Raw genomic sequence first — 23,492 nt, forward strand, 5'->3', positions numbered from 1 at the left:
GAAATAAAGACGAAAGGTGGAAATGCACCCCAGGGACTGGATAGAGGTGAGACCGCACGGCGTCTATTGCAAGGTGGGTGATTTTTACATCGACCCGATGCAGCCGGTAGAGCGCGCGGTAGTGACGCATGGCCATGCCGACCACGCCCGCGCCGGCCATGGCCATGTCTGGGCCACGGAGGCGACCCTGGCCATCATGCGGGCGCGCTACGGCGAGACGCATTACCTGATGACCGAAAACCCGCTGGCCTATGGCGAGGCGATCGAAATCGGCGGCGTGCGGGTGAGCCTGCATCCGGCGGGGCATATTCTCGGCTCGGCGCAGGCGCGGCTGGAACATGCCGGTGCGAGTATCGTTTTTTCCGGTGATTACAAGCGCCGGCCGGACCCAACCTGCGCGCCCTTCGAGCCGGTGCCTTGCGATGTCTTCGTTACCGAGGCGACCTTCGCCCTGCCGGTGTTCCGCCATCCGCCGCTGGAGGACGAGATCGCGCGGCTGCTGATATCCCTCGCGCAGTTTCCCGAACGCTGCCACCTGATCGGTGTCTACGCGCTCGGTAAGTGCCAGGGGATGATCCGCGCACTGCGCGCAGCGGGCTATGGCGAGACCATCTATCTGCACGGCGCCATGCAGAAGCTGTGCGAACTCTATGAAAGCTTCGGCATCGCGCTCGGCACGCTGGAACTGGTGACGCCGGAAAATGCCAGAACGCTTGCCGGAAAGATCGTCCTGTGCCCGCCCTCGGCGCTGCAGGATCGCTGGTCGCGCAAGCTGCCCGATGTGCTGACCGCCGCCGCTTCCGGCTGGATGCGCATTCGCGCCCGCGCCAGGCAGAAGGGCGTCGAACTGCCGCTGGTGGTTTCCGATCATGCCGATTGGGACGAACTGACCCAGACGCTCGTCGATGTCGGCGCGCCGGAGGTTTGGGTAACGCACGGCCGCGACGACGCCCTGGTCTATTACGCTCAGCAGCACGGCTTCAAGGCGCAGGCCCTGCACTTGCTGGGCTATGAGGATGACAGCGAATGAAGGCATTCTCGCAACTGCTGGAAAAGCTCTATTACGAGCCGGCGACCTCGGCCAAGGAACGGCTGCTGCTCGACTATTTCGCCACCACGCCCGATCCGGACCGCGGTTTTGCCGTGGCGATCATCGGCGGATCTCTGAGTCTGCCCAATTTCAAGCGCGGCATGGTGCTCGACCTGATCCGGGCGCGCGTTGATCCGCAACTGCTGGCCATGAGCCACGACTATGTCGGCGAACTGTCGGAAACGGTGGCGCACCTTTGGCCGACCCCGGCTATTCCGCCGAACGACCCGGAACTGCCGCCGCTGCATGAGGTGGTGGCTGGCCTGCGCCATACCCCCAAGGCGCGGTTACCTGATTATGTGGCGGGCCTGCTTGACCGCATGACCTCGCCGGAGCGCTGGGCTCTGCTGAAGATCGGCGCCGGCGCCTTGCGCATTGGTGTGTCGGCGCGGCTGTTGAAACAGGTGCTGGCGAAATACGGCAACCAGCCGATCGAACGTATCGAGACCCTGTGGCATGGCGTCGATCCGCCCTATGAGGCGTTGTTCGCTTGGCTGGAACGCCGTGCCGAAGCGCCGGTTGTCCACGAGCGGCTGACCTTTACGCCGGTCATGCTGGCCCATCCGCTGGAGGAGAAGGACTACGGCCTGATTGTGCCCGAAACCTATGTCGCCGAATGGAAATACGATGGTATCCGCGTCCAATGCGTCAAAAGCGCTATCGGCCGCGCCCTGTTTACTCGCACCGGCGACGATATCAGCGGCAGCTTCCCCGATGCCCTGGAGCACCTGAATTTCCATGCGGTGCTTGATGGCGAACTGCTGGTCCAACGCGGGATAGAGCTGGGGTCGTTCAACGATCTGCAACAACGGCTCGGTCGCAAGAGCCCATCAGGCAAGCTTATGGCTGATTACCCCGCCACCATGACTGTCTATGATGTGCTGATGCTGGAAGGAGAGGATGTGCGGCCGCTGCCCTATGAAAGCCGCCGCGAACTGCTTCAGGGCGCTTTACACAAATACCAGCCGGTCGGGATCAGCCTGTCACCGCAGATTCCCTGGCATGAATTCAGCCAACTGGAAGAGGCGCGGGCCAGCGTCGATAATTTGTCGGTCATAGAAGGGCTGATGCTCAAGCGGCGTGACAGCGCCTATGTCGCCGGCCGACCCACCGGCCCGTGGTACAAGTGGAAGATCAATCCCAAGCTAGTCGATGCCGTGCTGATGTACGCCCAGCGCGGCTCCGGGCGGCGGTCGAGCTTCTATTCCGATTTCACCTTTGGCCTGTGGCGAGACGGGGAACTGCTGCCGATCGGCAAGGCCTATTTCGGCTTCACCGACGCCGAACTTGTGGAACTCGACAAATGGGTGCGCCACCATACGCTCAAGACCTTTGGTCCCGTGCGTGAGGTCAGGAAAGAACTGGTGTTTGAGGTCGCCTTCGATGCCGTGCATCGCTCAACACGCCACAAGTCCGGCTACGCCCTGCGTTTCCCGCGCATCAGCCGCATCCGTTGGGACAAGCCGGCGTCCGAAGCGGATCACCTGACGGCGCTGGAGCGGTTAATGGGGTAGCCCGGATTTCCGGAGCCACTACGCGATACGAAAGCGGTAATCGCCTGAACCGATCTCAAACCTGACCTTGCCATTCTCCCGGTGCAGGTTGCGAATATCGGCATGGCCTTCGAGGGGTTTGCCGCCCTCGCGCCAGGTGTCTTCGGGCAGGATGACCTCGGCTGTGGCGTTAGGCGGCACGGTGAGGTCATAGCGTTTCAGGCTGGTGGCATCGCCTTCACAGCGTCCGGCCATCCGGCCCAGGCACGAGTCATAGGTGGCGCTGACCGTACCGGCTTTCGGCAGGAAGATGGGCTCGGCGTGCAGGATGCGGAAGCCGGCGGAGGCAGGGGAGAGGCCGGCCAGGCGGCGATACATGAAGCCGCAGACCGCGCCGTAGGCATAGTGGTTGTAGCTGTTCATCGCCAGGTCGCCGGTGTCGCCATCCCAGCGTTCCCACATGGTGGTGGCGCCGTGCAGGGGCATATAGCCCCATGACGGCTTCTGCGTTTGCAACAGCAGACCGGAGACAACTTCCAGTTGGCCGGTATCGGCCAGCGCATCGAGCAGATAGGGCGTGCCGAGGAAGCCGGTAGAAAGCTTCATGCCACGTCCGCGTATCTCATCGGCCAACACCTTGGACGCGCCGGCAATGCGATCAGTGGGCACCAGGTTGAAATGCAGTGACAGCACCTGCGAGGTCTGGCTGCCATTGCCGGCCTTGCCATTGGCGTCGATAAACTCTTTTGCGTAGGCCATGCCGATTTTGGCGCGCAGGTCAGCATATTTTGCCGCCAGTTCGCTGCGGCCTGTGGCGCGCGCCATGTCGGTCATCAGGTCGGCGCAATAGGCCCAATAGGCGGTGGCGCAGAGGATGCGCGGCGTCGTTTCGTCGTCGGGCTTGACGGCATCAACCGACAGCCAGTCACCGAGATCGAGCCCGCGTTCGTGACGCCAGATGAAGTCCGGATTGTGTTTCAGAAGGTAATCCATCCACGCTGTCATGGCGTTCCAGTTCTCATTGACCACTGCCGTATCGCCATAGCGCTTCCACAGGGTCCAGGGCAGGATGACGCCGGCTTCCGACCAGCCGGCCGTGACGATATCGGGGAAGGACAGGGGCTGCGGCACGACGATGGGGTAAGTGCCTTCGGATGTTTGCGCAGCGCGGACTTCGGTGAGGAAGCGGCGGATGAACGGATCGACCTCCATATTGAAGGCGGCGGCATCAAGGAAGACCTGGATATCGCCCATCCATCCCATGCGCTCGTCGCGCTGCGGGCAGTCGGTCGGCACGGCGAAGAAGTTGGAGCGCTGGCTCCACATAGCGTTGTTCCAGAACTGCTGGATCAGGGGAGAATCAAATTTCATATCCCCCGTCACCTGGCAGGCTGAGGTAACTACAATGCCTTCGATATCGGCCGTTTTCGGCACACCGGGATAGTTCTCGACCTGAACATAGCGGAAGCCGTGATAGGTAAAGCTCGGTTCATAGGTTTCGCCCTTTGTATCGCCGCGCAAGGTGTAGTGGTCCTGGCATCTGGCCATGCGCAGATTGGCCTGATCGACCTCGCCATCAGCCTTGAGGTATTCGGCGAATTTCAGCGTGATGGTCTGGCCGGCCTTGCCCCTGGCCATCAGGCGCGCCCAGCCGGCGAAGTTCTGGCCGAAATCGAAGACGTATATGCCCGGTTTAGGCTGTGTAATCCTGGCGGCGCGGCGTTTGCCGGCTGGCACCAGCAAGGGGCTGGTTTGCGCTATGATGCGTGTTTTCGGCGTTTCACCAGGTTTGACGCCAGGCCAGTCCGGCTTGAAACCGGGCATATCCCAGCCCGGCGTTTCAAGGCGCGCATCATAGACTTCACCATTATAGATTTCCGAGGTGACGATGGGGGAAGGCCCGATTTGCCAGGTCTCATCGGTCACGATCCACTCCGAGGTGCCATCGGCATAGTCTAGCCGGAGTTGCGCCAGCAGGCGGCGCGGGGCGGGGCCAAAGCCGTAACGTTCCAGTCGCCAACCAAAGGCGCCGGCGTACCAGCCATCACCAACCGTGACGCCAAAAGCGTTCTCGCCGACATGGATCAGTTGGGTGACATCGTAGGTCTGGTAGAAGATATGATCGCGCGCCACGCTGATTTCAGGAGATAGTCGAGCCGGCGAGACGCGCTCACCGTTCAGGCGGGCGTCATAGGCGCCCAGTGCCGTGGCATAGAGGCGAGCATTGACCACTTGGTCTTTCGGGGTGAAACCTGTGCGCAGGTGCAGGGCGGGTTCGGCCGGACGCGGATCGTTTTGAGCGTCGGAGCCGGATTTCTGTGCATTAGCCCAGCCGCTGGCATCGAAATCGGCCTTGGTCCATTCCTCCGGGGGCAGGGGGCGGACCTTCCAGTTCGGCCCACTGACAAGGCGCTTTATGCTGCCATCGGCCAGATGCAGCCGGATCAGCGCCGCGAAGGCGCCACCATCGACCGGAAAGAAGCCGGTCGTTTCGGCCTGCACCAGCACGCAGACGCTGTTGCGGCCGGGCTTGAGTCTGGCCGGCACCGGCACCAGCGTACCCCAGTTGGGCACGGGCTGATCGGGCAGGGGCAGGGTTTCACCGTTGGCCCACACACCCCTGATCCAGTCCTTGCCGGCGATCAATACCTCGGCGGACGCTAGATTGGCCGGCGCATCGAAATCGAGCCTGAAAGCGTGGAGACGGTCATCGAGCGCCTTGGGTGACCAGATCCATTGCAGGGCAGCGGCGCGATCACCGGCGGCCAGGTTGTCCTCGGCGATGATCCATTTTGCCCGCCAGTCGGCCGGATCGAGCAGGCCAGTCTCGAACCAGGTGGCGGAGGTAGCTTTGCGGCCTTTATTGTCGGTGATCTCGACCGACCACCAGACGCGCTGCATCGATTTGAGCGCCGCGCCCTTGTAAGGAATGTCGAAACAGTCGCTGCTGGTAATGACGCCGGAATCCCAAAGATCTGCCCTTGTCATATCTGGCATCGAGGCCGCGCGGATGCGGTAACTGGTCTGCATCAGGCTGCGTTCCGAACCGGTCAGCCGCCAGGAGAGGCGCGGCTCACGGACCTGCGTGCCAAGTAGCTCGGTCGTCTGTTCGGCGCGCAGGTCAGTGACGCCGAAAGAAACAGCCGTAGCCATAGCGGTCGATGCCTGGGTAGTCGCCGCCGCCAGTCCGGTAGCGGCAAGGAAATGGCGTCGGTTGAGTTTCGGCATCTGAGCGTTTCCTGTTTATATATAATACATCATACCTATTCTATGGTTTGATTTTGGGCAACAAAAAAGCCGAGACCGGATGTTTCCATCCGGGCCCGGCCGTATTGAAGTGGGTTGTGGTTAGTAGTTGTCGCGTAGCCTGCCGCCCAGTGCTGCCGCGACGGAGGCGATGAAGGCGCCGACCAGCAGGGAAATGCACAGGGCCGTATGGAAGGCAATCATGGCCTTGCGGGCCTCTTCTGCCGCCTGTGTGGCTTTCGCCTTGGCGGAATCGATCTGGGCCAGCGTGTTGTTGACCCGTGCTTCGGCCTCGGATTGGGACAGTCCGGTACGGGCGGCGACCTGGGCGGCCAGATAGGCGCGATCGGCGGGCGGAATGACGCCGGTTTTCGCACCATTGGCCAGGATGCGCGTGGTTTCCGCACTGACATCCGCCGCCGTTGCGGCCGTTGTCGGTGTCGTCGTGCGGTAGAGGCTATCGGCATAGTAGCCCAGGTCGTCGGCATTGCCTGCGGCGCCGGCGGCGGCGCCAGACGCCACGGTCGCACCTGCCTGGACGCCGGCATTGACCGCGCCCATCGCCACGCAGGCAGCAAAGGCGAAGGTGAACAGAGTGGCCACCGCCCAGGCGAGGAAGCCGTGCGCCGTATCGCGGAAGAAGACCTCGTCGCTGTGGGTGTCGGCCCATTTGACGCGCAGACGGCCGGCAATATAGCCGCCGACACCGGAAGAGGCCCACTGCATGACCACCAGCCAGATGGCCATGCCGGCGGTAAAGGTCACCAGGCTTTCGCCGGGATTATAGGCTGAGGTCGACGCGAAGCCGAGTGCCGAACCGAGCGGCAGGAGGATAGCTGAAATTGAAGCGGCCGCCGCTGCGCCGCCAAGGATAGACGCCCAGTGAATGGCGGATTTTGACGATTCCAGATTGGGACCGTCGGTCGCTATAGGATCGGGGAGTGCCATTCTGTGCCCTCCGATCAATGAAACAGAAGGGCCAGGATGATGATAACGGGGATCGGCACCCCCAGCAGCCACAACAAAATACCTTTACCCATAAAAACCTCCCATGATTTGAAACGATTATTCAGGGATAAGGCAGGGTGTATCGGGTCTAAATGCCGGATGAGCGTGTAAACTGTAATGAAGTCATAAGCTTGGCGGCGACTTCTGGATTGCCACCTGTTTTATTTCGCCAGTTCGCGCTCAATGGCCGCCAGCAGGCGCGGATCATCGGCGGTCACGTCCGGGGCGAACCGTTCGATCACCTGGCCGTCCTTGCTGATCAGAAACTTCTCGAAATTCCAAAGAACCTCGCCTTCTGGGCTGACCGGGATGCCGAACTTTTCCAGCCGTTCGCGCATTGGTCCTGCGCTGACCGCCTCAGGCTTTGCTTCGGTGAAAACATCATAGAGCGGATGCTTGTCTGCGCCCACCACGCTGATCTTGGCGAACATCGGGAACGTAACATTGTAGCTGGTGGCGCAGAAATCAGCGATTTCGGCGTCGCTGCCGGGTTCCTGGCCGAGGAAATTATTGGCTGGAAAGCCGAGGATTTCCAGGCCATCAGCTGATTTCTGGCGATAGAGGGCTTCCAGGCTCTCATATTGCGGGGTCAGTCCGCATTTCGAGGCCACATTGACGGCCAGCAGCACCTTGCCCCTGTAGTCGCCAAGGGTTGCCGGCGTGCCGTCGATGCGCTTCAGCGGGATAGAGTAGAGATCGGTCATGGGGTACTCCTTGGCAATGACGCCGAGAGTGCTTTTTTCATTGCGCTTTGGCAAGGGCTGGCCCACCCTGTTGTCAACAGCAGGGAGCCGATCATGCACATCATCGCCAATATTATCACCGGCCTTGTCGCCGCCCTGCATATCGGTTTCCTGATTCTGGAGATGTTCCTGTGGCAGACGCCGTTTGGACGGCGCATCTTCGGACTGACGCCGGAGTTTGCGGCGCAATCGGCAAAACTGGCCGCCAATCAGGGGCTTTATAACGGCTTTCTGGCCGCCGGCCTGATCTGGGGATTTCTGGCGCCGCACGACGGGTTTTATATCAAGATCTTCTTCCTGACCTGCGTGATCGTGGCCGGGCTGTATGGCGGCTTCACTGTCAAAAAGTCGATCTTGTTCATTCAGGGCTTGCCCGCGCTAATCGCATTGGTATTGCTCCATCTATGAGCTTTATCCTGCGTACCGCCGAACTGGCGGATATCCCAACCCTGAAAGACCTGATTACCGAATCCGTCATAGCCCTCCAGGCGGATGACTACAGCGAAGCCCAGCGCCGGGCCGCGCTCGGCACGGTGTTCGGCGTCGATACGCAACTGATCATGGACCAGACTTATTTCGTGGTCGAGACATCGGGCGAGATCGTTGCCTGTGGCGGCTGGAGCTTTCGCAAGACACTTTATGGCGCTGATGCCCTGGCGGGCCGTGAGGATAACCGGCTTGATCCGGCCGTGGACGCCGCCCGTATCCGTGCCTTCTTCGTCAAACCCGGCTGGACAAGGCGTGGCCTGGGCGGCCAAATTCTCAAGGCTTGCGAAGCGGCGGCGACGACTGCCGGTTTCCGGCGCTTCGAACTGGGCGCGACCCTGACCGGCATTCCGCTGTATCGCGCCTATGGCTACGAGCCGATCGAGACCACTGAGGCGCAGATGGCGGGCGGCCTGTCATTGGCCATCGTGCGCATGGGCAAGAACGGTGGCTGAGACCGTCATTTATATCGATGACCACATGCTGGTGGCCGAAAAGCCGGCCGGTCTGCTGAGTGTGCCCGGCCGCCTGCCGGAAAACAAGGACTGCCTGATTACCCGTTTGCAGGCAGACTATCCAGATGCCCTGACCGTTCACCGGCTCGACATGGCGACCTCCGGGCTGATGATCTTCGCGCGTGGCGCCGAGGCGCAACGGACCCTGTCGAAAGCCTTTGCCGATCGGCAAGTGTCCAAGCGCTATATCGCCGTGGTGGCTGGCCGGCTGGAGGGGCAGGGCGAGGTCGATCTGCCGCTGATCACCGATTGGCCCAATCGGCCGCGTCAGAAGATTGATCATGAGATCGGCAAACCGTCGCTGACGCGCTGGCGGGCTCTGGCGCAAGATGGGGCCACGACGCGTGTTGAACTGGAGCCGGTGACCGGGCGGTCGCACCAGTTGCGCGTCCATATGATGGCGATCGGCCATCCGATCCTGGGCGATGTTTTCTATGCGCCGGCGGACATCGAGGCGTTAAGTCCGCGTTTGCTGCTCCATGCCGAATGCCTGACCCTGCCGCACCCGGTCAGTGGTGAAAGGCTGAATTTCCGCTCTCCGGCGCCGTTCTGATCACCAGGGCAGGGGCTGGCCCGTATAGTCATAAAAGCCGCCGCTCTGATCGGGTTGCAATCCGTTGATGATGCTCAACAGGGCCTGGGCGGCTTCGGCCGGCGGCCGCACCGCCAGGCCGCTCTTGTGAAAGGGGGATGACAGGGCCGTTTCGACCGTTCCGGGATGCAGGGAGACGCAGATCGCTTGCGGGGCGCGACGGCGTAATTCAATTGAAGCGGTCCTGACGAACTGATTGAGCGCCGCTTTCGACGCCCGGTAACTGTACCAGCCGCCCAGTGCATTATCTCCGATGCTGCCGACCTTTGCCGACAGGGTGGCGAAGACGGAGCGGCCTTGGCGCGGAAGCAAGGGTAGAAAATGTTTCATCAGCAAAGCCGGGCCGGCGGCATTAATGGCAAAGGCCCTGGCCATGTGTGCCGGATCGAGCTGTTTCCAGCTCTTTTCCGGTTGAAATTGCGCGTCATGCAGGAAGCCGGTGGCGTCGATCACCAGGCGTATATCGCCCTGTGAGGCCGCCCAATCCGCGGCAGAGGCTATGCTGGCTTCATCGAGCAGGTCCAGCGGCGGCGCGGATGACCGCGACAGGGGAAGCACTTGGTCATAGCCGTTATGGGAGATCAGAGTGGTCAGCAGGGCGCCGCCTATTCCGCCACTGGCGCCGATAAGGATGGCGTTGCCTTTTGAGGATGTGGTCATGCCGATGTTACGCCGGTACGGCGTTTCCGGATTGCGTTAAAATTCATCATATGAATTTTAACTTGTCATGATACCGGTGTCAGAATAGGGTGAGGCCATAAACAGGAAACGCCATCATGAAACATATTGCCCGCCTGCTGCTGGCGCTTGCCGTCATTTTCGCCACGCCGGCCCTGGCGCGTGAGCAGATATCGCTGAACGATAACTGGCTGTTTATAAGGGCCGATGTGCCCGAAGCGAAGAACGCCGATTATCGCGCCGAAAGCTGGCAAGCCATCACACTGCCGCATACCTTCAACGCCGGCGACGCCAATCAGGGCGGCGACACCTCGCGCGGCGAAAAGGAAGGCGTCTATTACCGCGGGCCGGGCTGGTATCGCCGCCAACTGGAGATAACCCCGGTCGCCGGCCAGCGCTATGTGCTGCAATTCGATGGTGCGGCCCTGGTGACGGATGCGTGGGTCAATGGGAAAAGCGTGGGCCATCATGAAGGCGGCTATGCGGCCTTCCGCTTCGATATCACCGACGCCCTGAGGGCGGGCGACAATCTGATCACCGTGCGTGTCGATAATACGCGCGTGCCCCAGGTGGCGCCGCTGACCGGTGATTTCAACGTCTTTGGCGGGCTTTATCGCACTGTCTCGCTGATCACCACCGGCGACGTTCATGTCGATCTGATGGATCATGGCGGCTCCGGTGTTTATATGACCACAAAGGCGATCAGTGCTCAGAAGGCGGAGATCGGTGCACGCATTCTGCTGAAGAACGACAGCGCGCAGGCGGCGAAGATCGCTGTGAAAACGCGCATACTCGATGCCGATGGCAAGGTGGTGGCTGCGGCGAAAACGATGGCTTCTCTTACCGCCGGGCAGGCCCTGCCGGTCGAGCAGGCGCTGACCGTCCGCCGTCCGCATCTGTGGGCCGGCCGCAAGGACGCCTATCTCTACAAAGTGGTGGTCGAGGCGGGGAGCGACCGCGTGACCGTGCCGCTGGGCATCCGTACCGTGACGATCGATCCGGACAAGGGCTTCCTGCTCAATGGCCAGCCCTATCGCATCTATGGCGCCAATATGCAGCAGCCGGGCCGCAAGGGCAAAGGCACGGCGGTCAGCGACGCGGAAATCGACGAGGATATGCAGATCATGGACGACATGGGCGTTACCGCCCTGCGTCTGGCCCATATGCAGCACCCGCAGCGCGTCTATGACGATGCCGACCACATGGGTATCCTGCTCACCACCGAGGTGCCGCTGGTTGACGCGATCACAGCCGGCTCTGCCTTTCAGGATAATGCCGTCGAACAGATGCGTGAATTGATCGCGCAGAACTACAATCATCCCTCCGTTGCCCTGTGGGGGCTGGGCAATGAGATTCGCTCGACTGTGCCAGACGCCAATCCGGTGCTGGCCGCCTTGCAGACGACGGCCAAGGCGATGGACCCGACGCGGCCGACCGTATATGCCCATTGCTGTCTGGCCGACGATGATGCGATTGCCGGCCACAGCGATGTCATTTCTTATAACCGCTATTTCGGCTGGTATGGCGACACCTTCGCCGACATGGGCAAATGGGCTGACGCGCTCCATGCCAAGTACCCGAAGCGCATTTTCGGCGTGTCGGAATATGGCGCCGGCGCCAGCATCCGGCATCAGGAAGACGCGCCCAAGGCCGTGGTGCCGCAAGCCTTCTGGCACCCGGAGCAGTATCAGGCGCTTTACCATGAGGCGAACTGGCGGGAATTAAAGGCGCGGCCTTACCTGTGGTCGGAGTTCATCTGGGTGGCATTCGATTTTCCATCCTTCCGACGTAATGAAGGTGACCGCCCGGCCATCAATGATAAGGGCCTTGTGACCGAAGACCGGCAGACGAAGAAGGACGCGTACTACTGGTATCAGGCCAACTGGTCGGACCGGCTGATGGTTCATATCACCAGCCCGCGCGATATTCACAAGCGCATCCGCCATGTGAAGGCGAAGGTCTATTCTAACATGGATGAGGTGCGGCTGTCGCTGAACGGCCAGGCTTTAGGGGCGCAGAAAGTGGTCGATCATATCGCCACCTGGGAGGTCGATCTACGAGACGGCGAAAATGTCGTCGAGGCCTTCGCCGGCAAGGACCTGCACGACCGCGTGGTGTGGAACTACGAAGGGCCGATAGAAGGGAAGTAAGCCAAGTCTTGTACCTCCCCATCTCTGATGGGGAGGGGGCCGCGCCCGCAGGGCGTGGTGGTGGGGTTTCTTACTTAAATCCCCACCTTCAGCATCATCTCATCCGCCTTTGCCGAGAACTTCCGCAACGGGAAACAGGTGAACCGGCGCGAGGTAATGGTGCTGACCGACATCCATTCGCCGGTCATCTCTTCCGGCGTCAGGGTCAGACGGACAAAACCGTTATAGGCGTCATCCGCGGCCAGCACTTCGTCATTCTGATCGGCCAGGGTGGCGGCCAGTTGCAGGTCGGGCAGCCACGAATCGAGCCAGCGCGTCGGGCTGGAAATGGCGGTGACGCCCAGTTCGACGGCGACCGGCTGGCCCACGCCGTCGCGCAACTGGTTGGCCCAGGCGCAGTGACTGTCGCCGGAGACAACTACGGTGCGCGCGCCGGTCGTCTTAAACATAGTGTAGAGACGTTCGCGCTCGGCGGGATAACCATCCCAGGCGTCAAGATTGAACGGCAGGGGATCGGCGCTGTCGAACAGGGCAGCAAAGGTGTCTAGCTGTTTGCGCACACCTTCCGGCGAAACGGCGCGTAAGGTATTCACAGTATCCGCCCCCAGGCGCTTGACGATATCGGGGCCATTGACCCGTGCCATGACGATCTGGTTGCCCAGTACCTGCCAGGTGACGCCATCGCGTACCGTGGCGGTCAGGGTGTTCTCAAGCCACTGGCGCTGTTCGGCGCCCAGCAGTTCGCGGTTTTCGGCGTTTAGCTTTGTGCGGAAGGCCGCCTTGTCGGGCTTGCCATCGAGATAGCTCAGGTCTTCGGCATAGTCGAGCTGTTTGGTGCGCGCCAGCAGGCGGCTTTCCAGCATGACCAGTTCAGCCAGTTTGCCGAAGCGGAAACTGCGGTAGATAGCCTCGCGCAATTTACCAGGCGCCGGATCGCGGATCGGCATCCACTCGCTGTAAGCCTTGAGCGCCGCCGCCTTGCGCATGCCCCAGTCGCCTTCATCCGGTTGGTGATTCTCGGCACCGTCGCGCCACGGGTTGTTGCAGATTTCATGATCATCGAAGACGCAGATCCACGGGGCGCGGGCATGGGCGGCCTGGAGGTCTGCGTCGCGCTTGTACTGGGCGTGACGCATCCGGTAATCGGCCAGTGACACGATCTCGTGCGCCGGTTCGGGGATGCGCATCAGCATCCGGCCATTGCCCATGCCGTAATCGGTCAGGCCGGCGCCATATTCATAAATGTAGTCGCCGAGGTGGACGACGGCATCGACGCGGTCGAGGTCGGCGATGGCGCGATAGGCATTGAAATAGCCATTCGGATGCAGCGAACAGGAAACGACCGCCAGCACCACCTTGTCGGTTTGCAGCGGCAGGGTGCGCGTTCGGCCGATGGGCGAGATGATCGGGCCAGCCAGGAAGCGATAGTGGTATTCGGTATCCGGCGTCAGGCCGCGGACATCGACCTTGACCGTATAGTCGCGCCCGGCATCGGTGAAGACCTTGCCCTCAGCGATGACGTTGGAAAAGCTGTCGTCTTTAGATACCTGCCAGGCAATCTCGGCGCCGCGCTCAAGCCCACTGATCCGGGTCCACAGTATCACCGCGTCTGGCAATGGATCACCGGAGGCGACGCCGTGCTCAAAACGAACGGCGGAAGGTGTTTCAGGAAGCGCGGAGGCGCCGAGTGCGGGCGCGGCGGCGATTGTGCCTGCGGCAAACAGGACTTTCCGGCGGCTGACCATCCCCATAAGGCTCCCGCTGTTTCCGATAAGCGAGCCAATAGGTTGATTTGGTGACAGTCATTTTGCGATTAAGTGATGGTTTTTCTTCAAAAACCTTAACGGCAAAAATCAGGGCTGTTCCGACAGGCTGTAGATGCGCGCCATTTCCAGCCAGGTCGAGCCTTCCGGCCCGAAGGGCAGGGGCTTCTGAAAGGTGCGCATCAGGGCATCCCACGCCTGGACATCGGGATTATTGGTATCTCGCTGGGCCTTGGTCGCCGGGTCGAAATTGGGCCCTTGCTCCATAATCAGCATCATGCGATCGCCAACCAGCCAGATTTCCAGGTCGCGGATATCATCGGCGCGGATGGAGTCGGTCACGGCCTGCGGCGGCCCACCCGCGCGGTGCCAGGCTTTATAAGCCTCTATGCCCTCTGAATGGATGTCGACGGCGAAAACCTTGCGGATCGTGGCGCTCATTCTGGAATATTCTCCTTGAAGATCGCCTGGACACGGATCGGCATATAGGATTTCACGGTTTCGCCGCGCACTGTGCGGGCCAGTTGATCGATCGCCTCGCGCGCTTCGACGTGAGGGTTCTGGTCGATTACCGCGTCCATCACCCCATCCAGCAGGAACCTGCGCGTGTGGTCGGTCAGTTCGTGGCCGATAAAGACAATTTTCTGGTCGCGGCCGGAATCTTCCAGCGCCCTGGCAATGCCGCGATTACCGGCGCCGATATTATAGATGCCGGCCAGGTCGGGATATTGCTGGAGCAGGGTACGGGCCTCGCGGTAAGCGGCCTCGTCATCGTCATGCACTTCGCGCAGTTCGACGACCGACAGGTTCGGATAAGATTCACGCAGAATATGGCGGAAGCCCATTTCGCGTTCCTCATGGCCACGATAGGACAGTGAGCCGGCGAACAGGGCCAGCTTGGCTGGCGCCTTGGGCAGCAAACGACCGAGCAGATAACCGCTCAGTCGGCCCGCGGCGCGGTTGTCGATGCCGATATAGCCTTCGCGCGGCACATTGGAAATATCGGAAATCAGGGTGAAGACGAGGGTGCCGGAATTGCGTAACTGGCGCAGGGCTTCACGCACCACCGGATGATCGAGCGCGATGACGCCGACCGCTTTTGAATGGCCGGAAAGCTTCAGCAGGGCATCGGCCAGGGCGTAAGGATCGAAGCCTTCGGTCATGTGCAGGCGCAACTCGATATCGCCACGATCGGCGCTGATTTCCTCCAGCGATTTTGCCAGGTTGCGGATGAAGGTGTTGGCGCCATTCGGCAGGATGAAATCGAGCACTACGGGTGCGCGGCTGATCGAGACCTCTCCCGGCAAAGCGATATAGCCCAGACGCGAGGCCGTCTGGAAAACGATCTCGCGTGTGCGTTCACGCACGCCGGGGCGCTTGTTGAGCACCCGGTCCACGGTGGCGGTGGAGACGCCCGATTGTCTGGCGATGTCGATCAGGGTGGCGCGGGTGACGGCCATGGGATGCGCTCCTCCTTGGGATTCGCAACCCGGCGCAGGGGTGCGGTCTTTGACATCAAAATACATCGAATGCAGTCGGTAGAGTCAAGCTCTTTATGAGGCTGATGCATCCGTCTCATTAGGCGGTCAAATGTCACGCGACGCTAATCATATGATATTTAACAATTAAAATTTAAATAGCCCGCGCAACGTTAAAAATTACACATATGATGTATGATGATGCATTGACATCAAGTCTGATCAGTATATGACTGGTCAACAGCAAAAAAATATATCGCGTACAGGGATATGGAACTGGCTCATGGCTGAACTTTTCAAGCAGACCTATTCGCGTCGTGATCTGGCGGCGCATACCGGTCAGTTGTCGCAATTCGCCGGTGTGCGTCTGATGACACTGGGAGATGGTGTCGAGCGCGGTGTACGGATGCTGGAATTCCGCACCGGTTCAGGCCTGCGCTTCACGGTGCTGCTTGATCGCGCTATGGATATTGCCGATTGTGAACATAACGGCCGGGCGGTCGGTTGGCATTCCCCTTCGGGTTTCAAACATCCGGGTTTGCATGAGTATGAGGGCGAGGGCGGCCTCGGCTGGTTCCGCTCCTTTTCCGGCCTGATGGTGACCTGCGGCCTCGATCATATCCTTTTCATGGATGACGATGCCGCCGATCAGTATCACTACGGCGCCCGCAAGACCGTCTCTTCGTCCCTGCATGGCCGCATCGGCACCATACCGGCGCGTCTGACCGGCTATGGCGAGCGCTGGAATGGCGATGAATGCACGCTGTGGGCAGAAGGCGTGGTCCAGCAATCGACCGTTTTCGGCGAGGATCTGCACCTGATCCGGCGGATCGAGGCGAAGCTCGGCTCTAACGACATCCATCTGCATGACCGCGTGGTCAATCATGGATTCTATCGCACGCCGCATATGTATTGCTACCATATCAATGTCGGCCATCCGGTTCTGGCTGAAGGTTCGCGTTATGTGGCGCCGATCCGTGATGTCATCTGGGCTGCCCACGCTGATGATTACCGGAAGCAGGGCGTCGGCTATCATACCCTGTCCGAACCAAAACTGAACTTCCACGAACAGGTCTGGCAGCATGATATGCAGGCCGATGCGGCGGGCAGGGTCAATGTCGCTTTGGTCAATGAAAACATTGGCTTCGGTTTTGAAGTTGAGGTTCTGAAAGAACAGTTTCCGGCCATGTACGAATGGCAGAATCTCCAGGCCGGTCACTACGCGCTAGGGATTGAACCATCCACCAATCATGTTTTTGGCAAGCCATTTGCGAAAGAGCGCGGCGAACTCATCTGGCTCGAACATGGCGATGAACGCCACTACGACAGTGTCTTCCGTATCTTGCCGGATAGTGGGACTGTGGCGGATGCGGTTCGCCGTATCGAAGCGGTAAGCCATCAGCCAGCCGAGGAATACCCCGCGCCATCGGGCAGTTTTCCGCCGATCGGGGGCCGCTGATGCAGGGCCGGACGATCCTCTATACCGGCGCGGCTGGCGGTCTGGGGCTGCAAACCACGCTGAACTTTCTGTCGCGCGGCGCCACCGTAGTGGCCGTCGATCATGACGACACGAAGATTGCGGCCCTGACTTCAGCGGCTTCGGCTGTCACCAGTGGCCGCTTGCTGGTGACACGTTCGGACATGTCTGATCTCGAAGGGTTTCGCACCGCTATCCGGGCGCGCCGGGAAGAGACGGGCGGCTTCGATGTGGTCATCAATAATGCCGCCATCTATCCCTCGAAATCTTTTGAGGAATTTACCGTCGAAGAGCATCAGACGGTCCAGCGCATCAATGTTGATGCCGGCATTGTCGCCGTGCAGGAAGCCTTGCCGGGCATGAAGGCGAAGGGGTTCGGCCGCATCATCAATATTGCCTCGATCACGCTTTCGGGCGGCTGGCCGAATATCTACCCTTACGTCGCCTCAAAGGGTGCTCTGATCGGCCTGACCCACGCCTGGGCGCGCGAATTTGGCCCCTATGGCATCACCGTCAATGCCATTTCGCCCGGTGCCTTCCCGACCGATGCCGAGGCCATCAATCCCGATCCCGAAGGTTATAACCGCCACGTCCTGGCCCAGCAGGCGATCAAGCGCCGTGGCCATGTCGGCGATATCGCCAACGCCATCGCCTTCCTGAGCTCCGAAGACACAGGTTTCATCACTGGCCAGACGCTGAACGTCAATGGCGGCTGGGTGATGGATTAAAACAGATTCATAAGGACTTGATTTCACATGGGTATCTTAAGCGGCATTCGCGTTCTCGATTGCTCCATCGCCATGGCCGGGCCGTTCGCGGCGCAGCGCATGGGCGATATGGGGGCGGACGTTATCAAGGTGGAACCGACCACGGGGGAATGGCAGCGCCATGCCCCGGCCGGGGGCGCCTCGGGCAACGAGATCAATGTCTCCTTCCTGTCGCTGAACCGCAACAAGCGGTCACTGGCGGTCGATCTCAAATTACCGGAAGGCAAGGCTCTGCTGCTCGATCTCGTCAAATCGGCCGATGTTTTTCTACAGAATTATCGTCCTGGCGTGGCGGCGCGATTAGGTGTCGATTACGAGACGCTTTCGGCCATCAATCCGAAGCTGATCTATGTCTCGATGTCGGGCTATGGCGAGGACGGTCCCTACAAGAACTATCCCGGCCAGGATTTGCTGCTGCAATCCATGTCGGGCGCCATGATGTCGGCCGGATCGAAGGATACGCCGCCATCGCCGGCCGGCCAGTATCTCGTCGACGCAATCACCGCCTATACCGCCTTTGAAGGCGCGCTGGCGGCGCTGTTCCACCGTGAACGCACGGGTGAGGGGCAAAAGGTGGAAGTCAATATGTTAGATGCCATCACCACCATCCAGATGCAGGAACTGTCGGTCTTCACCGTTGGCAAAAAGCCACAGACGCGTTCGGTCGAGCCGCACGCCCATAGCTATATCCGCGCCCCCTATGGTGTCTTCAAGACGAAGGACAGCTATATCACCATCGCCATGGCCAATCTGAAAAAGCTGGGTGAACTGATCAATGAGCCCTTCTTCGCCGATCTGGAGGACCAGACGGATTCGTGGACCTACCGAGATGAAATCTACGCCATGACGCGCATCAAGCTGGAGGAAAGGACGACCCAGGAATGGCTCGATCTGTTCCGTCCGGTCGATATCTGGTGCGGCCCGGTCTATGGCTATGAAGATGTCGTCAATGATCCGCAGATCAAGCATAACGGCACCTTTGTCGAATATGACCATCCGACCGAAGGCCGTGTGAAGACGCCTGGCTTCCCGATCAAGTTTTCCAAGACGCCTTCAACCGTTGATCGCGGCGCCCCGCGCGTGGGTGAGCACACACGCGAAATCCTGTCCGCGGCGGGTAAATCCGATGCCGAGATCGAGGCCTTGTTGGCCAGCGGTGCAGTGAAGCAGGCAAATGTCTAAAGTCAAATACAGGGGCCTGACCTGGGATCATCCGCGCGGGTTCAATGCGCTGGATGCGGCAGCGAAGGCTACGCCTGAACTGGGCCTGTCCTGGGATAAGCATTCCCTGGAGGGTTTTGAGACGCATCCCATCGCCGATCTTTGCGAACAGTATGACCTGGTAGTGCTCGATCATCCGCATATCGGCGAGGCGGTGGCGGGTGATTGCCTGCGGCCGCTGGAGGATACCTTCACGCCGGAAGAGATCGTTGCCTGGCCGCGGGATTGCATCGGACCATCGCTGAAAAGCTACCAATTCGCCGGCAAGCATTGGGCGCTGCCGCTTGATGCCGCCACACAGGTCATGGCCTGCCGGGGCGGCATCGTTCCCCCTCAGACCTGGGATGAGGTGCTGGCTTTCGATGGGCCGGTGGCCTTGTCATTGGCCGGGCCCCACGCGGCGCTCAGTTTTCAGTCGATCTGCGCGGCTCTGGGCGAACGTCCGGCGATGAAAGATCCGGACGTGCTGATCAGCGAGGCGGTGGGCCTGACCGCGCTCGATATCATGCAGCGCCTGACCGATACATCGCCTTTGAGTGTGCGCGAAAAGAACCCGATCGGCATTCTTCAGCATATGGTCGATCATGAGGATGTGGCTCTTTGCCCGCTGATCTATGGCTATGTGAACTATGCTAATGATCTGACCTTCGCCAATGCGCCCTGTAGCGCCGGAGGCATAGGTTCGACGCTTGGCGGTACGGGTATCGGTATCTCGAAGCGGTGCGAAATCACGCCCGCATTGCTTGATCACCTGCGCTGGCTGATGTCTCCGCAGACACAGATCGGCTTCATTCCGGCTCATGATGGCCAGCCGTCGCTGCGGGCCGCCTGGCTGGATGCCGTGGTCAATGCGCGCTGGGGCGATTTTTATCGAAACACGTATCAAACGCTGGAAACCGCCTATGTCCGGCCGCGTCATAATCGCGCCATCGCCTTCCAGACGGCCGCGTCAGAAGCCATCCGCGACACGCTTTATAAGCAGCGGTCACACGATCAACTATTGACTCAATTGCAAACCCTCTATGCCGGGACACGGGTTCCGGGTTCGGAGCGCTAATGTCTGAAGAACTGTTATTCGAGGTGGATGGCCATGTCGCCGTCATCACCATCAACCGTCCGGCGAAGCTCAACTCGATGACGCCGGAAATGGCCTATGCCCTCGAAGCCGCCGTGGCCGAGTGCAACAAGAGCAATACCATCCGCTGCGTAATCGTCACCGGCGCCGGCGAACGCGCCTTCTGCGCCGGGTCTGATATCCGCACGCTCGACGACTACGCCACGCCGTGGGAGTTCCGTAATCGCGGCGATTATTGCGACGCCATCCGCCTGTGCCTGAAGCCGACCATAGCCGCGGTCAATGGCTATGCCTTCGGCGGCGGTCTGGAAACGGCCATGAGCTGCGATATCCGCATCGCCTCGTCAAATGCGCAGTTTGCCGCCCCGGAAATCAAGCTCGGCTGGATCGGCGGCGGCGGCATGGCGGCGGGGCTGGTCCATTCGATCGGCGCCTCCAATGCCTCGCTGATGATCCTGACGGGCGATGCCATCACCGCGCAGAAGGCCGAGCAATGGGGGCTGGTCAGCGAGGTCTGCGAACCGGCGGACCTGATGCCCCGCGCCCGCGCCATCGCCGAAACCATCGCCAGCCGCGCCCCCATCGCCGCAGAGACCGGCAAGCTCAATCTGCGCGCTGCCCATACCATGCCCTATGAAAAGGCTGTGGAATATGAGCGCGATCTGCAAACCATCTGCTTTGCCACCGAAGATGCCCAGGAAGGCCGCGCCGCCTTCAAGGAAAAACGTGCGCCGGTATTCAACAGGCGTTAGAAGAAGAAAAACCGAGAGATTCCCTGTATGACCCGTCCCAAAGTTCTGCTCACCCGCCCATGGCCCGAAGCCGCCCAAGCCTATATGCAGGCGCATTACGATACGACGGTCAACGACAGCGGCAAGCCGCTGACACCCGAGCAGCTCAAGGCGGCGATGACGGAATACGACGCCCTGTGCCCGACCGTCACTGACAAGCTGACGGCGGAAATCTTCGCCACGCCGAATGCGCGGGTAAGGATGATCGGTAATTTCGGCGCCGGCTACGAGCATATCGATATCGAGGCGGCGAAAAAGGCCGGGATCGTTGTGTCCAACACGCCCGATGTGCTGACCGAGGCCACCGCCGACATCGCCCTGATGCTGATGCTGATGGCGTCTCGCCGCGCCTCCGAAGGCGAGCGCCAGTTGCGCGAAGGCGGCTGGAAGGGCTGGGGCACCACAGCGCTTATGGGGCAATCCCTCGAAGACAAGACCCTGGGCCTGGTCGGTTTCGGCCGCATTGCCCAGGTGACGGCGCACAAGGCACGGACGGCGCTCGGCATGAAAATCGCCTATTTCAGCCGCCGTCAAACCACAGCCGATATCGAAACAGCGCATGAAGCGCGCTATGTTGGTAGCCTCGAAGACCTGGCGGCACAGTCTGATGTGTTGTCGCTGCATACGCCGGGCGGACCGGAAACCTATCATATGGTCAATGCGCGTCTGCTGGGGCTGATGAAGCCGACCGCGATCCTGATCAATACGGCGCGCGGCTCGGTGGTCAATGAGGAGGATCTGGCGGCGGCGCTGAAAGCCGGCACCATCTGGTCGGCAGGGCTTGACGTCTATGAACGCGAACCGGTGGTCAATCCGGCCCTGCTGCCGCTCAATAATGTCGTCCTGTTGCCGCATCTCGGCAGCGCCACCATCGAGACGCGCAACGCCATGGGGATGCGCGCGGCGAAAAATGTCGATCAGTTCTTCGCGGGGGAGCCCGTCGGTGACCGGGTCGCTTGAAGCGGTTGAAGTGTGCGTTCAGGGCTGGCTAAAGTCAGCCCGAAAACCTTTTGTTTTGGGCATCTGCGGCGCGCAGGGCTCCGGCAAATCAACCTTGAGCGACAGACTGGCCGCGCATCTGGAAGGCGAGGGGCTGAAGGTTGCGCTCCTGTCGCTGGATGATCTCTATCTGGCGCCGGAAGCCCGGCCGGTCGATATCTCACCTTTGTTCGCCACGCGCGGTGTACCGGGCACGCATGATGTCGCCTTGGGAGAACGCATATTCGCCAGTCTGAAAGCCGGACAACCGACACGCCTGCCGCGTTTCGACAAGGCCAGTGACCGGCCTTTCACGGAAGAGAACTGGCCGGAAATCGCCGCGCCGGACGTGGTTATATTTGAAGGCTGGTGCGTCGGGGCGAGGGCGCAATCTGACACAGAGCTGACTGAGCCGGTCAATGATCTGGAACGCGAGGACGACGGCGCCTGGCGGCGGGCGGTGAATGACTCGCTGAAAGGGCCTTACGCTGATCTGTTCCGTCATATCGACCGGCTGATCCTGCTGGCCGCCCCCGGTTTCGAAATCGTGCGCGACTGGCGGATCGAGCAGGAAAATGCCTTGCGCGCGCGCCTGTCAGCCGAAGGGCGTACTGGCGCGAAGGTGATGAGTGATGAAGAAGTCGGTCGGTTTATCCAGTATTACGAGCGCCTGACCCGCCATATCCTGCAAACCATGCCCGCCTATGCCGACCTGACCTTGCAACTTGATTCATCTCGGAATATGAAACCAAGTCCGAAATACTGACCAGACTGCGTTGAGACACACATGATCATTTCCGCCGCCACCGATTATCGCGAAGCCGCCAAACGCAAGCTGCCGCGCTTCCTGTTCGATTATCTCGACGGCGGCTCCTATGCCGAAATGACCCTGCGCAACAATGTGTCGGACCTATCGTCCCTGGCCCTGCGCCAGCGCATCCTGAAGAACGTCGCCGACCTGTCGCTGGAAACCGAACTGTTCGGCGAGAAGATGGCCATGCCTGTGGGGCTGGCGCCGGTGGGCTTAGGCGGCATGTATGCCCGCCGCGGTGAGGTGCAGGTAGCTAGAGCCGCGAAGAAGGCGCGCATTCCCTACATTATTTCAACGGTTTCGTTGTGCCCTCTTGAGGAAATCGTTGAGAAGTCCGGCTGTGATATCTGGTTCCAGCTTTATGTGCTGAAGGATCGTGGCTTCATGAAGCACGCGCTCGAACGGGCGCAGGCACTCGGCGTCACCAAGCTGGTCTTCACCGTCGATATGCCGGTGCCAGGGGCGCGCTACCGCGACAAGCATTCCGGCATGAGCGGCGATTTTGGTCCGATCCGCCGCATCATCCAGGCGATGATGAAGCCGGAATGGGCCTATGATGTCGGCCTGCGCGGCACGCCGCACGATCTGGGGAATGTGTCGAAATATCTCGGCAAGGCCACGGGGCTGGAGGACTATATCGGCTGGCTGGGCGCCAATTTCGACCCCAGCATCAACTGGTCCGATCTCGAATGGATCCGCGACATGTGGAAAGGGCCGATGATCATCAAGGGCATCCTCGATCCAGAAGACGCGAAGGACGCGGTGAAATTCGGCGCTGACGGCATCGTGGTCTCCAACCACGGCGGCCGTCAGCTCGATGGCGCGCTCTCGACCTGCAAGGCCTTGCCGGCCATCGCCGATGCGGTGGGCGACGACCTGACCATACTGGCGGATTCCGGTATCCGTACAGGTCTGGACGTGGTGCGGATGCTGGCATTGGGGGCGAAAGGCGTGCTGCTGGGGAGGGCCTATATCTACGCCCTGGCAACGCATGGCGAGGCGGGCGTCACCAATCTGCTGGGCCTGATCGAAAAGGAAATGCGCACGGCCATGGCGCTCACCGGCGTGAAAACCATCGCCGAAATCGATCGCAACCTGCTGGCCTGATATGAAAAGGGCCTCCGGATTGA

The 23,492-nt window shown here is 60.6% G+C and carries 21 protein-coding genes; 14 read left to right on the forward strand and 7 right to left on the reverse strand.

The annotated features are described in order from the left end of the window. Positions 1 to 22 precede the first annotated feature (22 nt). Positions 23 to 1,030, forward strand: coding sequence for a ligase-associated DNA damage response exonuclease (locus BLO49_RS09970; protein WP_090647802.1), 1,008 nt, complete (start codon positions 23 to 25; stop codon positions 1,028 to 1,030). Continuing rightward, positions 1,027 to 2,604, forward strand: a complete 1,578-nt coding sequence (locus BLO49_RS09975) for a cisplatin damage response ATP-dependent DNA ligase (protein WP_090647806.1) — start codon at positions 1,027 to 1,029, stop codon at positions 2,602 to 2,604. The genes BLO49_RS09970 and BLO49_RS09975 overlap by 4 nt, the downstream gene beginning before the upstream one ends. Before the next feature lie 18 nt (positions 2,605 to 2,622). Here BLO49_RS09975 and BLO49_RS09980 read toward each other — a convergent pair whose 3' ends face one another. The 3 genes from BLO49_RS09980 to BLO49_RS09990 all read right to left on the reverse strand — a co-directional run bounded on the left by BLO49_RS09980 (position 2,623) and on the right by BLO49_RS09990 (position 7,541). Further along, positions 2,623 to 5,811, reverse strand: coding sequence for an alpha-L-rhamnosidase (locus tag BLO49_RS09980; protein ID WP_090647809.1), 3,189 nt, complete (start codon positions 5,809 to 5,811; stop codon positions 2,623 to 2,625). A gap of 120 nt (positions 5,812 to 5,931) precedes the next feature. After that, entirely contained in the window at positions 5,932 to 6,777 is an 846-nt protein-coding gene (locus tag BLO49_RS09985) for a hypothetical protein (protein WP_090647811.1), read from the reverse strand. A gap of 221 nt (positions 6,778 to 6,998) precedes the next feature. Next, a complete protein-coding gene (locus tag BLO49_RS09990) occupies positions 6,999 to 7,541 on the reverse strand; it encodes a glutathione peroxidase (RefSeq protein WP_090648291.1) in 543 nt (180 codons plus the stop codon). A gap of 93 nt (positions 7,542 to 7,634) precedes the next feature. Here BLO49_RS09990 and BLO49_RS09995 point away from each other — a divergent pair, with 93 nt between their 5' ends. Genes BLO49_RS09995 through BLO49_RS10005 form a run of 3 tightly spaced genes read left to right on the forward strand, consistent with a single transcriptional unit; the run spans position 7,635 to position 9,134 of the window. Further along, on the forward strand, positions 7,635 to 7,988 hold the full coding sequence (locus tag BLO49_RS09995; protein WP_090647815.1) for a DUF1304 domain-containing protein: 354 nt from the start codon (positions 7,635 to 7,637) through the stop codon (positions 7,986 to 7,988). Next, entirely contained in the window at positions 7,985 to 8,521 is a 537-nt protein-coding gene (locus BLO49_RS10000) for a GNAT family N-acetyltransferase (RefSeq protein ID WP_170828288.1), read from the forward strand. Before BLO49_RS09995 ends, BLO49_RS10000 begins: the two co-directional genes overlap by 4 nt. Continuing rightward, positions 8,514 to 9,134, forward strand: coding sequence for a pseudouridine synthase (locus BLO49_RS10005; RefSeq protein WP_342670333.1), 621 nt, complete (start codon positions 8,514 to 8,516; stop codon positions 9,132 to 9,134). Before BLO49_RS10000 ends, BLO49_RS10005 begins: the two co-directional genes overlap by 8 nt. Here BLO49_RS10005 and BLO49_RS10010 read toward each other — a convergent pair whose 3' ends face one another. Beyond that, the gene (locus BLO49_RS10010) at positions 9,135 to 9,833 is read right to left on the reverse strand and encodes an SDR family oxidoreductase (RefSeq protein WP_090647818.1); all 699 of its coding nucleotides are present in this window, start codon (positions 9,831 to 9,833) and stop codon (positions 9,135 to 9,137) included. Positions 9,834 to 9,949: 116 nt separating this feature from the next. On the opposite strand from BLO49_RS10010, the gene BLO49_RS10015 reads away from it, so the two are divergent. Beyond that, complete coding sequence (locus tag BLO49_RS10015; protein ID WP_245678973.1) at positions 9,950 to 12,001, forward strand: glycoside hydrolase family 2 protein; 2,052 nt, start codon at positions 9,950 to 9,952, stop codon at positions 11,999 to 12,001. A 74-nt stretch (positions 12,002 to 12,075) separates the two neighbouring features. Here BLO49_RS10015 and BLO49_RS10020 read toward each other — a convergent pair whose 3' ends face one another. The 3 genes from BLO49_RS10020 to BLO49_RS10030 all read right to left on the reverse strand — a co-directional run bounded on the left by BLO49_RS10020 (position 12,076) and on the right by BLO49_RS10030 (position 15,224). Further along, entirely contained in the window at positions 12,076 to 13,752 is a 1,677-nt protein-coding gene (locus tag BLO49_RS10020; RefSeq protein ID WP_090647823.1) for an alkaline phosphatase D family protein, read from the reverse strand. 102 nt (positions 13,753 to 13,854) lie between these two features. Continuing rightward, positions 13,855 to 14,205 carry an L-rhamnose mutarotase gene (locus BLO49_RS10025; protein WP_090647826.1) on the reverse strand — a complete coding sequence of 117 codons (351 nt, stop codon included), beginning with the start codon at positions 14,203 to 14,205 and terminating at the stop codon, positions 13,855 to 13,857. Further along, positions 14,202 to 15,224 (reverse strand): LacI family DNA-binding transcriptional regulator, encoded by a 1,023-nt coding sequence (locus BLO49_RS10030; protein ID WP_090647828.1) that lies wholly within the window; start codon positions 15,222 to 15,224, stop codon positions 14,202 to 14,204. The genes BLO49_RS10025 and BLO49_RS10030 overlap by 4 nt, the downstream gene beginning before the upstream one ends. A gap of 301 nt (positions 15,225 to 15,525) precedes the next feature. Between BLO49_RS10030 and BLO49_RS10035 the strand changes: the two genes are divergently transcribed. From BLO49_RS10035 to lldD, 8 genes are read left to right on the forward strand one after another with little or no spacing between them, the layout of a single operon-like run. Beyond that, positions 15,526 to 16,701 (forward strand): aldose 1-epimerase family protein, encoded by a 1,176-nt coding sequence (locus BLO49_RS10035; protein ID WP_090647831.1) that lies wholly within the window; start codon positions 15,526 to 15,528, stop codon positions 16,699 to 16,701. Next, positions 16,701 to 17,447: an SDR family NAD(P)-dependent oxidoreductase gene (locus tag BLO49_RS10040; RefSeq protein ID WP_090647834.1), complete on the forward strand. Its 747-nt coding sequence runs from the start codon at positions 16,701 to 16,703 to the stop codon at positions 17,445 to 17,447. Before BLO49_RS10035 ends, BLO49_RS10040 begins: the two co-directional genes overlap by 1 nt. 27 nt (positions 17,448 to 17,474) lie before the next feature. Then, the gene (locus BLO49_RS10045; protein ID WP_090647836.1) at positions 17,475 to 18,668 is read left to right on the forward strand and encodes a CaiB/BaiF CoA transferase family protein; all 1,194 of its coding nucleotides are present in this window, start codon (positions 17,475 to 17,477) and stop codon (positions 18,666 to 18,668) included. Continuing rightward, on the forward strand, positions 18,661 to 19,764 hold the full coding sequence (locus BLO49_RS10050) for an ABC transporter substrate-binding protein (RefSeq protein WP_090647839.1): 1,104 nt from the start codon (positions 18,661 to 18,663) through the stop codon (positions 19,762 to 19,764). Before BLO49_RS10045 ends, BLO49_RS10050 begins: the two co-directional genes overlap by 8 nt. Next, the gene (locus BLO49_RS10055) at positions 19,764 to 20,534 is read left to right on the forward strand and encodes an enoyl-CoA hydratase/isomerase family protein (RefSeq protein ID WP_090647842.1); all 771 of its coding nucleotides are present in this window, start codon (positions 19,764 to 19,766) and stop codon (positions 20,532 to 20,534) included. Before BLO49_RS10050 ends, BLO49_RS10055 begins: the two co-directional genes overlap by 1 nt. A gap of 27 nt (positions 20,535 to 20,561) precedes the next feature. Beyond that, positions 20,562 to 21,533 carry a 2-hydroxyacid dehydrogenase gene (locus tag BLO49_RS10060; RefSeq protein ID WP_090647844.1) on the forward strand — a complete coding sequence of 324 codons (972 nt, stop codon included), beginning with the start codon at positions 20,562 to 20,564 and terminating at the stop codon, positions 21,531 to 21,533. Continuing rightward, positions 21,517 to 22,317, forward strand: coding sequence for a kinase (locus tag BLO49_RS10065; protein WP_090647847.1), 801 nt, complete (start codon positions 21,517 to 21,519; stop codon positions 22,315 to 22,317). The genes BLO49_RS10060 and BLO49_RS10065 overlap by 17 nt, the downstream gene beginning before the upstream one ends. 21 nt (positions 22,318 to 22,338) lie before the next feature. Continuing rightward, the gene (lldD, locus tag BLO49_RS10070) at positions 22,339 to 23,469 is read left to right on the forward strand and encodes an FMN-dependent L-lactate dehydrogenase LldD (RefSeq protein WP_090647850.1); all 1,131 of its coding nucleotides are present in this window, start codon (positions 22,339 to 22,341) and stop codon (positions 23,467 to 23,469) included. Positions 23,470 to 23,492 lie beyond the last annotated feature (23 nt).

The sequence above is a fragment of the Asticcacaulis taihuensis genome (assembly GCF_900100255.1).
Lineage (GTDB): Bacteria > Pseudomonadota > Alphaproteobacteria > Caulobacterales > Caulobacteraceae > Asticcacaulis > Asticcacaulis taihuensis.

Excerpts from the sequence above, each read along its gene's own strand:
- BLO49_RS09970 (WP_090647802.1), top strand. The coding sequence starts at position 23 with ATGCACCCCAGGGACTGGATAGAGGTGAGACCGCACGGCGTCTATTGC.
- BLO49_RS09975 (WP_090647806.1), top strand. The coding sequence starts at position 1,027 with ATGAAGGCATTCTCGCAACTGCTGGAAAAGCTCTATTACGAGCCGGCG.
- BLO49_RS09980 (WP_090647809.1), bottom strand. The coding sequence starts at position 5,811 with ATGCCGAAACTCAACCGACGCCATTTCCTTGCCGCTACCGGACTGGCG.
- BLO49_RS09985 (WP_090647811.1), bottom strand. The coding sequence starts at position 6,777 with ATGGCACTCCCCGATCCTATAGCGACCGACGGTCCCAATCTGGAATCG.
- BLO49_RS09990 (WP_090648291.1), bottom strand. The coding sequence starts at position 7,541 with ATGACCGATCTCTACTCTATCCCGCTGAAGCGCATCGACGGCACGCCG.
- BLO49_RS09995 (WP_090647815.1), top strand. The coding sequence starts at position 7,635 with ATGCACATCATCGCCAATATTATCACCGGCCTTGTCGCCGCCCTGCAT.
- BLO49_RS10000 (WP_170828288.1), top strand. The coding sequence starts at position 7,985 with ATGAGCTTTATCCTGCGTACCGCCGAACTGGCGGATATCCCAACCCTG.
- BLO49_RS10010 (WP_090647818.1), bottom strand. The coding sequence starts at position 9,833 with ATGACCACATCCTCAAAAGGCAACGCCATCCTTATCGGCGCCAGTGGC.
- BLO49_RS10015 (WP_245678973.1), top strand. The coding sequence starts at position 9,950 with ATGAAACATATTGCCCGCCTGCTGCTGGCGCTTGCCGTCATTTTCGCC.
- BLO49_RS10020 (WP_090647823.1), bottom strand. The coding sequence starts at position 13,752 with ATGGGGATGGTCAGCCGCCGGAAAGTCCTGTTTGCCGCAGGCACAATC.
- BLO49_RS10025 (WP_090647826.1), bottom strand. The coding sequence starts at position 14,205 with ATGAGCGCCACGATCCGCAAGGTTTTCGCCGTCGACATCCATTCAGAG.
- BLO49_RS10030 (WP_090647828.1), bottom strand. The coding sequence starts at position 15,224 with ATGGCCGTCACCCGCGCCACCCTGATCGACATCGCCAGACAATCGGGC.
- BLO49_RS10035 (WP_090647831.1), top strand. The coding sequence starts at position 15,526 with ATGGCTGAACTTTTCAAGCAGACCTATTCGCGTCGTGATCTGGCGGCG.
- BLO49_RS10040 (WP_090647834.1), top strand. The coding sequence starts at position 16,701 with ATGCAGGGCCGGACGATCCTCTATACCGGCGCGGCTGGCGGTCTGGGG.
- BLO49_RS10045 (WP_090647836.1), top strand. The coding sequence starts at position 17,475 with ATGGGTATCTTAAGCGGCATTCGCGTTCTCGATTGCTCCATCGCCATG.
- BLO49_RS10050 (WP_090647839.1), top strand. The coding sequence starts at position 18,661 with ATGTCTAAAGTCAAATACAGGGGCCTGACCTGGGATCATCCGCGCGGG.
- BLO49_RS10055 (WP_090647842.1), top strand. The coding sequence starts at position 19,764 with ATGTCTGAAGAACTGTTATTCGAGGTGGATGGCCATGTCGCCGTCATC.
- BLO49_RS10060 (WP_090647844.1), top strand. The coding sequence starts at position 20,562 with ATGACCCGTCCCAAAGTTCTGCTCACCCGCCCATGGCCCGAAGCCGCC.
- lldD (WP_090647850.1), top strand. The coding sequence starts at position 22,339 with ATGATCATTTCCGCCGCCACCGATTATCGCGAAGCCGCCAAACGCAAG.